The 12,863-nt window shown below is 62.5% G+C and carries 12 protein-coding genes; 2 read left to right on the top strand and 10 right to left on the bottom strand.

Translation table 11 applies throughout. The features are described 5' to 3' along the window. Nucleotides 1-39: 39 nt before the first annotated feature. From ACFX4T_RS15170 to ACFX4T_RS15155, 4 genes are all read right to left on the bottom strand, one after another. Nucleotides 40-1,110 (bottom strand): enoyl-CoA hydratase/isomerase family protein, encoded by a 1,071-nt coding sequence (locus ACFX4T_RS15170; RefSeq protein WP_377652561.1) that lies wholly within the window; start codon nt 1,108-1,110, stop codon nt 40-42. Further along, nucleotides 1,110-2,609 (bottom strand): CoA-acylating methylmalonate-semialdehyde dehydrogenase, encoded by a 1,500-nt coding sequence (locus ACFX4T_RS15165; protein WP_216922823.1) that lies wholly within the window; start codon nt 2,607-2,609, stop codon nt 1,110-1,112. The genes ACFX4T_RS15170 and ACFX4T_RS15165 overlap by 1 nt, the downstream gene beginning before the upstream one ends. 168 nt (nt 2,610-2,777) lie before the next feature. Then, entirely contained in the window at nt 2,778-4,148 is a 1,371-nt protein-coding gene (locus ACFX4T_RS15160) for a cryptochrome/photolyase family protein (protein ID WP_377652560.1), read from the bottom strand. Nucleotides 4,149-4,241: 93 nt separating this feature from the next. Further along, nucleotides 4,242-4,583: a hypothetical protein gene (locus ACFX4T_RS15155; RefSeq protein ID WP_223947742.1), complete on the bottom strand. Its 342-nt coding sequence runs from the start codon at nt 4,581-4,583 to the stop codon at nt 4,242-4,244. Between the two features lie 285 nt (nt 4,584-4,868). Between ACFX4T_RS15155 and ACFX4T_RS15150 the strand changes: the two genes are divergently transcribed. After that, nucleotides 4,869-7,028, top strand: a complete 2,160-nt coding sequence (locus tag ACFX4T_RS15150; RefSeq protein ID WP_377652559.1) for a glycogen debranching N-terminal domain-containing protein — start codon at nt 4,869-4,871, stop codon at nt 7,026-7,028. Nucleotides 7,029-7,106: 78 nt separating this feature from the next. Here ACFX4T_RS15150 and hxlA read toward each other — a convergent pair whose 3' ends face one another. Both hxlA and hxlB read right to left on the bottom strand, forming a co-directional pair. Then, nucleotides 7,107-7,730: a 3-hexulose-6-phosphate synthase gene (gene hxlA / locus ACFX4T_RS15145; protein WP_216922209.1), complete on the bottom strand. Its 624-nt coding sequence runs from the start codon at nt 7,728-7,730 to the stop codon at nt 7,107-7,109. Between the two features lie 69 nt (nt 7,731-7,799). Further along, on the bottom strand, nt 7,800-8,390 hold the full coding sequence (gene hxlB / locus ACFX4T_RS15140) for a 6-phospho-3-hexuloisomerase (RefSeq protein WP_216922211.1): 591 nt from the start codon (nt 8,388-8,390) through the stop codon (nt 7,800-7,802). A 148-nt stretch (nt 8,391-8,538) separates the two neighbouring features. On the opposite strand from hxlB, the gene ACFX4T_RS15135 reads away from it, so the two are divergent. Next, nucleotides 8,539-9,831: a response regulator transcription factor family protein gene (locus tag ACFX4T_RS15135; RefSeq protein ID WP_216922213.1), complete on the top strand. Its 1,293-nt coding sequence runs from the start codon at nt 8,539-8,541 to the stop codon at nt 9,829-9,831. Nucleotides 9,832-9,839: 8 nt separating this feature from the next. Here ACFX4T_RS15135 and ACFX4T_RS15130 read toward each other — a convergent pair whose 3' ends face one another. From ACFX4T_RS15130 to pdxS, 4 genes are all read right to left on the bottom strand, one after another. Next, nucleotides 9,840-10,463, bottom strand: coding sequence for an MBL fold metallo-hydrolase (locus ACFX4T_RS15130; protein ID WP_377652558.1), 624 nt, complete (start codon nt 10,461-10,463; stop codon nt 9,840-9,842). After that, complete coding sequence (locus tag ACFX4T_RS15125; RefSeq protein ID WP_216922217.1) at nt 10,463-11,566, bottom strand: S-(hydroxymethyl)mycothiol dehydrogenase; 1,104 nt, start codon at nt 11,564-11,566, stop codon at nt 10,463-10,465. The genes ACFX4T_RS15130 and ACFX4T_RS15125 overlap by 1 nt, the downstream gene beginning before the upstream one ends. A 65-nt stretch (nt 11,567-11,631) precedes the next feature. After that, a complete protein-coding gene (locus ACFX4T_RS15120) occupies nt 11,632-11,856 on the bottom strand; it encodes a hypothetical protein (RefSeq protein WP_216922220.1) in 225 nt (74 codons plus the stop codon). Nucleotides 11,857-11,862: 6 nt separating this feature from the next. After that, nucleotides 11,863-12,777, bottom strand: coding sequence for a pyridoxal 5'-phosphate synthase lyase subunit PdxS (pdxS, locus tag ACFX4T_RS15115; RefSeq protein WP_377652557.1), 915 nt, complete (start codon nt 12,775-12,777; stop codon nt 11,863-11,865). Between the last annotated feature and the right edge of the window lie 86 nt (nt 12,778-12,863).

The following is a 12,863-nucleotide window of genomic DNA, read 5'->3' as shown; positions in this document are numbered from 1 at the left end:
CCTTCAACTGGCTAACAAACTGGCTGAACACGCGGGTGGTCATGTGGCGTCAACACCCAAGGCGGCGAGCCCCAACTCCCGCTCCCCGAGCGGCGCAAAGTAGCCCTCGACGTCGGACTCGCGCACTTCCGCCAATGTGGGAGGCTTCCACTGCGGGTTCCGGTCCTTGTCCACTACCTGCGCGCGGATCCCTTCCCGAAAATCGGGCCCGGCCAGGCAGCGAAGTCCCACCCGGTACTCCTGATCCAGCGCTTCCTCCAGCGACATCCCCCTCACGCGCCGCAAGGATGCCAACGTGACCTTCACAGATGTGGGCGACTTCGCCTCAATGGTGTCGGCCGCGGTAGCTGCCTCCGGCGAAGTTTCCCCCAGGGAACGCAAACTCCGTACGATCTCCTCCGCGTCGTCCTGCGCGTAGGCGGCGTTGATCCACTCCTCCTGCGCGGCCAGAGGTGAGTCCGGTGCTGCTTGGATAAAGCGCCCGACGGTGGCCTCCGCCGTCGAGCTTTCCAACGCTTCCGCCAGTGCGGGCAGGCTTTCGGACGGTACAAAGTGATCCGCGAGGCCGAGGAACAAGGCGTCCGCCCCAGTGAGGTGGGCGCCGGTCAGGGCCGCATGGGTTCCCGCCTCCCCCGGGGAACGTGACAGCAAAAGGGTGCCGCCGACGTCGGGCACGAACCCAATGGTGGTCTCAGGCATGCCTGTACGCGTCCGCTCAGTAACAATGCGCTCCGAGCCGTGCGCCGAAACCCCCACGCCGCCGCCAAGCACCAACCCGTCCATGAAGGCGACATAGGGCTTGGGGTAACGGGCAATGAGCGAGTTCAGCCGGTACTCGTCGGCCCAGAACTCCGCCGTTTCCGTTCCGCCCTGCAACATGTCCTTATAGATGGCCACAATGTCTCCGCCGGCGCACAGCCCGCGGTCGCCAGCGCCGCGCACCAGGACGGTTGCTACGGCGTCGTCGTCAGCCCAAGCAGCCAACTGCTGGAGCATGGCTTTCACCATTCCCGCGCTGAGGGCGTTGACTGCCTGGGGCCGGTTGAGCGTCACGATGCCAAGGTGGCCGCGGCGCTCAAAAAGAACTTCTTCGGTGTCCAAAGCCCCCATCAGCTGCCTGCCGGCATGATGAAGCTGGCGCCCTGACGAATACCGGAGGGCCACCGCGACGTCACGGTCTTGGTCTTGGTGTAGAAGCGGAAGGCGTCGGCGCCGTGCTGGTTGAGGTCGCCGAAGCCAGAGGCCTTCCAGCCGCCGAAGGTGTAGTACGCGATCGGCACGGGAATGGGCACGTTGATGCCCACCATGCCTACTTCGACGCGGCTGGCGAAGTCACGGGCGGAATCGCCGTCGCGGGTAAAGATTGCGACGCCGTTGCCAAACTCGTGCTCGCTGCAGAGCCTGAGCGCTTCGTCATAGTCAGCCGCGCGCAACACGCTGAGAACCGGGCCGAAGATCTCTTCCTTGTAGATCTTCATGTCCTTGGTGACGTTATCGAAGAGCGTGGGACCAACCCAGAAGCCGCCGTCGTAACCTTCCACAGTGAGCCCCCGGCCGTCGGTGACCAGGGTGGCACCTTCGTCGACGCCGGACTGGATGTAGCCTTCGATTCTTTCCTTCGCGGAGGCAGCAACCACGGGGCCGAAGTCCGAATCTTTCGCCAGGCTGTGGCCCACCTTGAGGTCCTTCACACGCTCGGTCAGCTTGGCCACCAACGCGTCCGCGGTTTCCTGGCCAACAGGCACGGCAACCGAGATCGCCATGCACCGTTCGCCAGCGGAGCCGTAGCCGGCGCCAATCAGGGCGTCGGCAGCCATGTCCAGATCGGCGTCGGGCATGATCACCATGTGGTTCTTCGCCCCGCCGAAGCATTGGGCGCGCTTGCCGTGCGCCGCCGCCGTGGCGTAGATGTACTGGGCGATCGGTGTGGATCCAACGAAGCCAATGGCCTTGACCCGCGGATCCTCAAGCAGGGCGTCAACGGCTTCTTTGTCGCCGTTGATCACGTTGAAGACGCCGTTCGGGACACCGGCCTCGCTGTACAGCTCGGCGAGCCGCAGCGGAACGGAAGGATCCCGTTCGGAGGGCTTAAGGATGAAAGCGTTGCCGGCTGCGAGCGCTGGGCCCGACTTCCAGAGGGGGATCATGGCGGGGAAGTTGAACGGCGTAATGCCGGCAACCACGCCAAGCGGTTGGCGCAGGGAGTGCACGTCAATGCCCTGCCCCGCGTTGTCCGAGAACTCGCCCTTGAGCAGGTGCGGCGCCCCTGCGGAGAATTCGACTACCTCGATGCCGCGCTGGATGTCTCCCTTGGCGTCGGCCAACGTTTTGCCGTGTTCGGAGGAGAGGAGCTTGGCGAGTTCGTCCATGTTCTCGTTTACCAAGTCCACAAACTTGAGCAGGATGCGTCCCCGCCGTTGCGGGTTCATGGCCGCCCATTCGAGCTGGCCCTTCTCGGCATTTGCGATCGCGTTGCGGACCTCGTCTGCGCTTGCCAGCGGAAGCCGCGCCTGCACTTCGCCCGTGCAGGGATCGTAGACGTCGCTGAACCGACCGGACGTGCCGTCGATCCTCTGGCCGTCTACGTAGTGTGAAAGCTCGCGCACCATGGTGGAATGCTCCTTTGCATCGTGAATGACTGCCGTGCGGCTGGTTCCAGTAATCGGCAGGAACGCCTCAGCGACTGTGAGCCAGGTCATCTCTGAACCGAATATACTCGGACTTCCTACTAATTTCCAGAGGAGGTTTTTACAGCCCTATTCATCAGCGCAAAGTAGCTAGTGCACCTCTTTGAGTTCCTTGTAGGCGGCCAGGGCATCCTGCCGGGTGGTCTTGAGATCCACGATTTCCTCCGGGTAATCCGGCGTGCCGAACTCTGGGATCCAGCGGGCTATGTACTTTCCCTGAGGATCGAACTTGATGCGTTGGGCCTCTGGATTGAAGATCCTGAAGAACGGCGAAGCATCCGCCCCTGAGCCCGCCACCCACTGCCAGTTGGCAGGGTTGGAAGCCGGATCAGCGTCCACCAGCGTGTCCCAGAACCACTGCTCGCCGAGTTGCCAATGGATGCCCAGGTTCTTCACCAGGAAGCTCGCCGCGATCATCCGGACCCGGTTATGCATCCAACCCATCTGCCAGAGCTGGCGCTGCCCGGCGTCGACCAGTGGGAAACCCGTGCGGCCCCGCTGCCAGGCCCGAAGCTCCTCGACGGCAGTCTCGTGACCTTCACTATCCGGCCAAGCCCAAGGGAAGCGGTCAAACTCCTTGCGCAGGTTCGCTGTGGCAAGATCCGCGTTGTGGAAGTACTGGTGCCAACAGAATTCGCGCCAGCCAAGCTCAGACGCGAAAATACTTGTGCTTTCCGATCTGTTGGAGGCCAGCGCGTGCCATACCTCAAAGGGGCTGAGCTCACCCCACCGCAGATAAGGCGAGAGGCAACTGCTGCCATCGATATCGGGGCGGTTTCGGCCTTCGTCGTAGTTAGTGAGTCCACCCGCCACGAATTCCTTGAGCCGTTGGTGCCCGGCAGCCGATCCGGGCGTCCAAGCCTCCCGCAACCCTGCGGACCAGTCCGGCGTGGTGGGCAACAGGTGCCATGACTCCAGCTCGTCATGAGCCGGCAACGTGCCAGCGTAGCCTCGTCCCTCGTCCGGCACAGCCAACGGATCCCGAAAGTCCTGGGCTGAGACAGTCCGCCAGAATGGGGTGAAAACTTTGTACTGCCCGCCCGTCTTCGTGGTTACTTCCCACGGCTCATGAAGCAGGGACGCTTGAAAACTCTCCACGTGCATGCCGGCGTCGCGCGCCCAGGTCTTGATGCCGGCGTCGACGGTCCGCTCTGCCACGCCGTACCGGCGGTTCCAGAACAGCGCGCCGGCGCCGATCGCCGTCGTGATTTCCTGAACGATAGGAGCAGCGGATCCACGGCGAAGAAGGAGCGGTACTCCGAGCGCCGCAAGATCGTCCTGAAGGGCGGTCAGCGAGTGGTGCAGCCACCACCGCGCGGCACCGCCGAGGGGCCGGATGCCGGGCGATTCTTCGTCCAGGATGTACAGGGCCACCGCCGCACCATCATCGACGGCGGCACGCAAGGCAGGGTTGTCCCGGATCCTCAGGTCGTCGCGGAACCAGATGATGGACGGCTTCAAATTACTACCCTCTTTCGAGTTTCTATACAGCTGATGCCCCTAGGAAGGCATCCTAAGGGCATCAGCTAACAACAAACTCGGAACTCAGAGCGCTTAACTCAGGGAAGGAACCGAGCGTTCGTCTATTTGGGTCAAGTCGGTCACGCTGGCCTCAGTTTCAGTCCAGACGGGAACGCTGTTCATCACGTAGTCCCTGGCTGCGGGGCCTACCATGTTTAGTCCGGGGTAGATGCGCTGGCCATGATCTTTCCTGGCACGCAGTCCTTCAAGTTCAAGGGCGGTCCTGAAAGCGGAATCAGGAATGGGTACTTTGCGTCCAAGGACGCACCAACTGATATAGAGGCCGTAGAGGGTGTCAAAGTCCAAGCCCTCCTCGGTGTCGTCATCAAACACCACACAGTCACTCAGAAAACTACTGATTTGGGTGTCGGTCATTGCGGGGCCTCCGGTGGCGGAAGAAAAAAGGGGCCGCCGGGCTGCATCAGCGAATGTCCTGTTCCCTCACTATAGCCCTCCTGAGGTTCTCCCGTACCGGAAAGTAGGTTAACTCTGGATTGCATTCTGCGGCGACGCGATCAAACGGACCTTCGGGCCTCTGGTGCCCACCGCCGCATCGGCGTAGCTTCGGATACGTCCACACATAACGTCTGCGCGCGGCTCCAGGCGAGCCTGGCAAACCGTTTGCGGGGGCATCGTTCCGCCCTGATTGGAGGCACAGACGTGGCTGGATGGAATGCCGATACTGCCGCCGGGCCCCTTGGTTCCGGCACGGTCACGCTGGTGGAGGGCTCGTCATTCTGCATTTCTGCTGCCAATGGAGACATCCGCCCGGAGCTACCGCAGGGTGTCTTCCATCTCGACACCCGGATCCTGTCCAAATGGGAATTGACGGTCAACGGACAACCGCTTGAGCCACTGGCCGCGGAGACCAAGGAACCCTACCGGGCGCTCTTTGCCTGCCGGGTGCCCCGTTCCGATGGATATGCGGACAGTCCGCTGCTGGTGGAGCGGCTGCGCGAGGTCGGAGCCGGAATCCTGGAGAAAATCACAGTCCGGAATTACTCCACCAAAGCGGCGGATTGCCGAATCTTGCTGACGGTCGAGTCTGATTTCGCGGACCTCTTTGAGGTGAAGGAAGCCCGGATCACCCGTCAATGGACAGAGACCCGGCTGCCCGAAGGCAACTCCTTGGAAATTCGCGGCAAATGGGAGGGGATTCGAAAAAGCGTCGTGATCCAGGCCGAAGGTGCCGGCGCGGGCGCAAAGGCTTTGGGCTTCACCGCGAAGATTCCACCTTTCGGGAGCTGGAGTACCCGCGTGAGCGTAGTGCCCACCGTTGATGGGGCCGGGACGCCGGTGCCCTTCACGCATCCAAGCCAGGGCGAGCTCTCCCCCAGCGACAGGCGGAGGCAGGAGTGGGTGGCCAGAATCCCTGCGTTGCAGATCAGCAACCACTCCATCGAAAGCACGCTGCGCCGAAGCTATGAAGACCTCGGCGCCCTCCGGATCCAGGATCCGGAACATCCCGACAGGGTGGTGGTGGCGGCTGGCGCCCCCTGGTTCATGACGTTGTTTGGCCGTGACTCGCTCTGGGCTTCAGAAATGGCCCTGCCAGTGGACCCATCACTGGCTTTGGGTACGCTCCGGACCTTGGCTGACCGGCAAGGCAGCGTGGTGAATCCGGAAACCGAAGAAGAGCCGGGGAAGATCCTGCACGAAGTCCGGCTCGACGTCACCAGCGGCTTGGCCATGGGCGGCCAGTCAGCGTACTACGGCAGCGTTGATGCCACACCGCTGTTTGTGATTGTCCTGGGTTCGGTCAGCCGTTGGGGCTTCGGCAAGGAAACCATTTCCGCCCTGCTTCCAAACGCGGACCGCGCTCTTGCCTGGATCCGCGACTACGGTGACCGGGATGGGGACGGCTTTGTTGAGTACGCGCGGCCTAACGAACACGGGCTCATCAACCAGGGTTGGAAGGATTCCTGGGACGGCATCAACTTCGCAGACGGCACCATCGCCGAACCGCCGCTTGCGCTCTGCGAGGTCCAGGCCTACGTGCACGGCGCCTATGTGGCACGGTCCTGGATCGCGTACGACGACGGAGACTTCACCTTGGCCGAGGAAATGCGCGAACGCGCCGATGACCTGAAACGGAGGTTCAACCAGCAATTCTGGCTTCCTGACAAGGGCTATTACGCCGTGGCACTGGATCGCGATAAGCGGCCGGTGGATGCCTGCGCCTCCAATATGGGGCACTGCCTGTGGTTTGGCCTGCTTGACGAGGACAAGGTCCCCTCTGTGGTGGAACACCTGATGTCTCCCGAGATGTTCAGCGGCTGGGGAGTGCGGACACTGGCAAGCAACATGGGCGCGTACAACCCTGCCAGCTACCACAATGGCTCGGTCTGGCCGCATGACAACGCCATCATCATGTCCGGCCTCCTCCGCTACGGTTACATAGAGGAAGCACAGCGCATCGCAACCGCGTTGCTGGAAGCGGCGGAGTATTCCGGTGGCAGGCTCCCCGAGTTGTTCTGCGGCTTTGATCGCTCACAGTTCACAGAACCAGTCCCCTATCCAACCGCCTGCTCACCCCAGGCATGGGCTGCCACTACCCCCATCCACCTGGTGACAAGCCTGATGCGCTACGACACACACATCTCCTTGGGCGGTATTTGGCTTGACCCCGTGCTGCCGTCGTCCTTCGGGGACCTCCATATCAGCAACGCCCCCATGGGAAATGCACGGATCACGATTGATGCCTCAGGAACGGATGCCGCTGTCCACGGCATTCCGGAAGGTCTCACGGTTCATCGCCGGCAGCGGCCATGGCTCACCGACCTCATAGAAGAGGCGCACCTTAGGAAGCCGGATAACTGAGCCCAAAAAAGGAGCCGCCCGGAAAAGTACCCCTTGAGGGGTATCTTCCGGGCGGCGACCGTTATTGGGCTGAAGGCCTTACTGGATGGCTGCTTTGAGTTCCTTGGCGGCCAGTTCCGGATCAAGGGCGCTGTAGATGGCGCTACCGGCCACGGCTACGTCGGCACCGGCCAACTGCACGGCCTGGATGGTGGAGGCGTTGACGCCGCCTGCAACCGAGAACGGTACGCGGGCTTGTTCGCCAGCGTTAAGGAGGCCGCGAAGGTCGAAGCCAGGCTGGGCTTGCTCGTCCAGGCCAGCGTGGAACTCGATGAACTTGGCCCCGAGAGCGCGGGCTTCCTTTGCACGGGTGACCTTGTCAGCAACGCCGATCAGGTCAACAACGATGCCCTTGTTGTGCGTCTGGGCTGCCTTGACGGCACCTGCAATGGTGGAGTCGTCCGCCGTTCCGAGCACTGAGACGAGGTCGGCGCCGGCCTTGAAGGCGATGTCGGCTTCGAGTTCTCCAGCGTCCATGGTCTTCATGTCGGCGAAGACGATCTTGCTGGGGTGTGCTTCCTTGATCGCGGTCACTGCGGACAGGCCCTCTGCCTTGATCAGCGGCGTGCCCAGCTCGATGATGTCGACGTGCTCGGCTACTTTGCCGGCCAGTTCCAGGGCTGCCTCGGTGGTGAGGAGGTCCAGTGCGACTTGAAGTTTCATAGTGTTGTTCTTACTTTCTTTGTGGGTTGTTGGTGAGTTGGTGCGGTCTCAAGCAGGTAGCGGTTGGGCTTACTCGAGGTTGGCGTGACGCAGCCAGAGCTGTTCGGCGGGTTCGTCGGCGGCGTCCCAAAGGGTCTGGAAAACCGACTCCGTGGCAAGGAACAGCGCCTGCTCAAAGAGGCTGCCGGAGTACTGGCGCGAAATGTTTGAACCGTGGTCCGTCTTTTGGGCCGCCGGGATAATCACCACGGCGTCGGCCAGCCCCGCCAAGGGCGAGGAGGCATTGGTGGTGATGGCAGCAACCTGTGCACCTGCTTCAAGTGCGGTTTGGGCAGCTTTGACCACACCGGACGTCGTACCCGAACCGGACGCGACCACCAGAAGGTCTCCGGAACTGATGGCTGGCGTGGTGGTGTCCCCGGCAACGTGGACGGTCAGGCCGAGGTGCATCAGCCTCATTGCCGCCATCCTGAGGACCAGGCCGCTACGCCCGGCTCCTGCAAGGAACACACGCCCAGCCCCCTTGATCCTGTCCGCAAGATGGGCCAATTGAGCGTAGTCAATGCCGGAGGTAGTGTCAGCGACTTCGCCGAGGATCAGGGATACATTGCCGGCTACGTCCGCGCTCGTGGCAGTTGCTGTTTCTGCGGTGACGTTCACATTCACTCCTTCGTGGATAGGTGCTCAAGCCTTTCGGGCCTATAGACAAGTCTTCCGGGCAGTTCAGGTAGGGGGAACGCCGAAAACGAGCAGTTCATACCACCCTTTTGGGTAGTTAACGTGGCGTCACTTCGTTTAGGCTGCATCCATGACCCAGCTGACAGAGAGCAAACGCCGCCCGGATACCGGGGCCCTTCCGTGGCAACTTCTGGACGCCATCGCAGACATCGCGCAGGCGCCCTTGATGCGCATTGCAGAAAGCCTGCGTACTGCCCTTGCACCCTTCATCAAGTGCAGTGCCCTGGTGATATTTACCGAGGACTGCACAGGCCGGCCACAAAAGAAGGCGGGCGAGGAAAGCATTGTCAGCAGGGTTTCCATCCCGGAACTGGACCGCGTAAGGGCCGCGATTCCAGGCGGGGACCCGTGGCGGGCCAAGGCTGTTATCGCAGGGAAAGAGCGGGAGGTACTGGCCTTGGGCTACGCGCCGAGCAACGCACTCCTGGTCCTCACCGATCCTGCGGAAGGGCAGTCAGAAGATTCGGAGCGTGTCCTCTCCTACCTTTGGCGACTCACAGCGGCCCGTATCCAGGAGAAGGTCTCTGACGCGCCGCCGTCGTACCTTCTGGAATCCCGCGCCGCATCAGCGGAGCGGATCCGCGTAACCGCAGAGTTGGTGGATCAGCACTCCACCACATTGGAAACTGTGCTCGCGGCGTTGAGGTCCAACTCCATGGACGACCACGCAGCCCGTACGGCCGTCACGGACATGACCGTCAAGGCCCTGATCAGCCTGCGGACCTTGAACGACCGCACCAGCGATCTTGTGGAGGAACCGGTCAGCACGGCGTTCGAAAGGCTTCGCGAGGACCTCCGGCCGCTGATGCACTTCAGCAACATCGATATCCAGTTCATCGAACCGCCTGCGAACGGCAGGGCATTGCCGGGGGAAGTAGCCCACGCCGCCCGCGCCGTGGTTCGGGGCCTGGTCCTGGCCATCGCCGAGCAACCTGACGTGCATCGTGTCCGGGCACAGTGGGACTGCGATGGCGAGAACCTGCTCATCAACGTCCGTGACGATGGCAGGGGCGAGCTATCCCCCGAGGCTCCCAACATCGAACGCCTGCGCCAACGAGTGCAAGCCGTTAACGGAAGGATGAGCCTGGACGTCATGCAGGGCTGGGGAGCCGACATTTCGGTGGTGTTGCCGCTGGATCCGCCTTCGGCACCGGCAGGGGATGTGGCGGCTTGGGGCCTTGCGGCAAGGGAACTGGAAGTCCTGCAATTACTGGCGGCCGGCCAACGTAACCGGGCCATCGCCGCTGAACTCAATGTCAGCGAAAATACTGTGAAATTTCATATCCGGAACCTCTTCCGGAAGCTCGACGTCCGGTCCCGCACTGAGGCCATCGCTTTGGCGCACAGTGCGGGACTCCGGTAGTCGGCCGCTTAGTCCTGCTTTAGAAGGGCCAGCGTCTCGTGCTCGGCTCCGATGGTGGTGTTGTCCCCATGCCCGGTGCGCACCACCGTGTGGGCGGGAAGGGTCAGCAGCCGTTCCCGGATGGATGCCAGGATGGTGGGGTAATCGCTGTAGGACCGCCCGGTTGCTCCCGGACCACCGTTGAACAGGGTGTCTCCGGTGAAGACCGTGTCCTGTTCCTGCAGCAGGAAGCACGTGGACCCGGGCGAGTGGCCCGGTGTGTGGATGGCCCGCAATTCAGCTCCCGCCACGGTGAAAACGTCGCCGTCGCTGAGGTACTTGTCCGGTGTGGTGGCCGGATAGACCTGCTCCCACAACACCAGGTCCTCGGGATGCAGGTAGATGGGTGCTTGAACGGCGTCAGCAACCTCCCGCACGGCCCCAATATGGTCGTTGTGGGCGTGGGTCAGCAGGATGGCCAGGACTTTGCGGCCCTGCACCTGCTCGATGATTGCCTGGGCATCGTGCGGGGCATCGATGATGACGCATTCCTGCTCATCCCCAACAATCCAGACGTTGTTGTCCACGTCCCACGTGCCGCCGTCGAGCGAAAACGTTCCGGAGGTGACCCGGTTCTGTACGGTGACGGCCATCAGAGCGCCACCGCCGGCTCGATTTCCACGACGGAGCGAAGGACTTTGCCCTCTTGCATCCGGGCGAAGGCTTCCTCGACCTGGTCGATCGTGATGCGTTCTGTCACGAAGGCGTCCAGGTTCAGGTTGCCTTGCTTGTAGTGCTCCACCAGCATCGGGAAGTCGCGGGAAGGCAGGCAGTCACCGTACCAGGAGGACTTCAAGGAACCGCCGCGGCCGAAGACATCCAGCAGCGGCAGCTCCAGTGTGGCGGTGGGCGAAGGGACGCCAACCAGGACAACGCGGCCTGCGAGGTCGCGGGCATAGAAAGCCTGCTTGTACGTTTCGGGACGTCCGACGGCGTCAATCACCAGGTCTGCGCCGTTGCCTCCCGTCAGGGCCCGGATAGCTTCTACGGGATCCTCGATGCTGGAGTTCACTCCGTGGGTGGCTCCCAGGGACTTGGCCATGTCCACCTTGTTGGCATCGATATCCACGGCAATGATCGTGGTCGCACCGGCCAGCTTGGCACCGGCGATCGCGGCAATGCCTACGCCACCGCACCCGATGACGGCCACGGACTCGCCGCGCTTGACCTCACCGGTATTGATGGCCGCACCGATGCCGGCCATCACGCCGCATCCCAGCAGACCTACTGCAGCAGGATCCACCGAATCATCTACCTTGGTGCATTGACCCGCGGCCACGAGGGTCTTCTCGGCGAAGGCGCCAATTCCCAGTGCGGGCGAAAGCTCGGTGCCATCCTCCAGCGTCATCTTCTGCGTGGCGTTGTGGGTGTTGAAGCAGTACTGCGGCTGGCCCTTGGCACAGGCACGACATTGACCGCACACCGCACGCCAGTTCAGGATGACCCTATCGCCGGGGGCGACGTCCGTGACATCCGGGCCCACCGCGCTGACCACGCCTGTGGCCTCGTGGCCGAGAAGGAACGGGAAATCGTCCGAGATGCCGCCCTGCTGGTAGTGCAGATCCGTGTGGCACACACCGCAGGTGAGGATATCCACCAGCGCCTCACCCGGCCCTGGATCCGGTACCAGGATGGTCTCCAAAGTAACCGGAGCGTTCTTTTCCTTCGCGATGACAGCTTTTACTTTATGAACCACAATCGGTTCCTTTCTCGGGTCGCAGAGAACTGACAGTAGTTTGGATCAGGCAAGGACGACAATCATCACACCCAGACCTGATAACCGGTTGACTTATCGAACAGCCTCCTTGTGGATGCACCGGCAGCTGCGATCCAAAGGACGGAGTCGTCGTCGGACGCCTGCTCCACCACGCCGGTCATGACAAGGTCGTCCGAGAGCCAGACCTCCACTGTATGGCCTGTTAACTGTGCCCAGTCCTTGCGCAGGCCGCGCCCGGTGATTGTCCTGTCCGGCTTCGCCCCCAACATCGCACGTCACCAGCCGCGTTCTGCCAGGCGGTGGGGCTGCGGGATTTCGTCGACGTTGATGCCGACCATGGCTTCGCCCAGGCCGCGGGAGACCTTGGCGATGACATCGGGGTCGTCATAGTAGGCGGTGGCCTTCACGACGGCGGCAGCGCGCTCTGCAGGGTTGCCGGACTTGAAGATCCCCGAACCAACAAACACGCCATCAGCGCCGAGCTGCATCATCATCGCAGCGTCAGCCGGGGTCGCGATGCCACCAGCGGTGAACAGCACCACGGGGAGCTTGCCCGTGGCGGCTACTTCCTTGACGAGCTCGTACGGGGCCTGCAGCTCCTTGGCCGCAACATACAGCTCGTCCTCGGGAAGGGCTGCGAGCTTGGCGATCTCCGCGCGGATCTTGCGCATGTGCCGGGTGGCGTTGGAAACATCACCGGTGCCGGCTTCGCCCTTGGAACGGATCATCGCCGCGCCTTCGTTGATGCGGCGCAGCGCCTCACCAAGGTTGGTGGCGCCACAGACGAACGGGACGGTGAAGTTCCACTTGTCGATGTGGTTCACGTAGTCGGCCGGGGTCAGGACCTCGGACTCGTCGATGTAGTCCACGCCCAAGGCCTGCAGGACCTGGGCTTCGACAAAGTGGCCGATGCGGGCCTTGGCCATCACCGGGATGGACACGGCGGCGATGATCTGATCGATCATGTCCGGATCGGACATGCGGGACACGCCACCCTGGGCGCGGATATCGGCGGGTACGCGCTCAAGCGCCATCACGGCGACGGCACCGGCGTCCTCGGCGATGCGGGCCTGCTCGGCGTTGACGACGTCCATGATGACGCCGCCCTTGAGCATCTCCGCCATGCCCCGCTTAACGCGGCCGGAGCCAGTGAGCGTGATGGGTTCGAAAGGGCGTGGTCTAAAGGTCACGTGATACTCCAAGGGACTGAAGCCTGCGATTTCATCACAAGCGCCCGGAACTGCACGCCCGGCTATGAGCCAGGAGACGCCTGATA

This window comes from Paenarthrobacter sp. YIM B13468 (genome assembly GCF_042788025.1).
GTDB lineage: Bacteria > Actinomycetota > Actinomycetes > Actinomycetales > Micrococcaceae > Arthrobacter > Arthrobacter aromaticivorans.
This window is presented reverse-complemented; position numbering and strand designations above follow the sequence as displayed.